This is a genomic window from Streptomyces sp. URMC 126, from assembly GCF_051386555.1.
In the GTDB taxonomy this organism is placed as follows: domain Bacteria; phylum Actinomycetota; class Actinomycetes; order Streptomycetales; family Streptomycetaceae; genus Streptomyces.
In genome coordinates, this window is the sequence record NZ_JBPQTX010001392.1 from 1 (window position 1) to 233 (window position 233).

1 protein-coding gene is annotated in these 233 nt (G+C 75.1%); it reads left to right on the forward strand.

Going from position 1 to position 233, the window contains the following annotated elements:
- Window positions 1-233: hypothetical protein (locus tag ACSNOK_RS36405; RefSeq protein WP_436784924.1), on the forward strand; the 233-nt coding region annotated here is incomplete at both ends.

The following is a 233-nucleotide window of genomic DNA, read 5'->3' on the forward strand; positions in this document are numbered from 1 at the left end:
GGGCTGGCGACCGCGGCGGTCGTCGTCGAAGTGTCGCAGCCGGTGTTGCCCGATGCGGCCGATGCGCGCGCGGCGTGGGCGCTGGCCACCAAGCGGGCTGCGGCGATCGTGCCGCTGGCCTGCCGCAAGAGCGACCTTGCGGCGCACTTGGCGCCGGGGCGTATCGCGGTGCTGCTGGTTGAGTGCGACGAGGCCGGCGCGCAACTGGTAGTGGCGCGGTTGCGGGCGCGGCT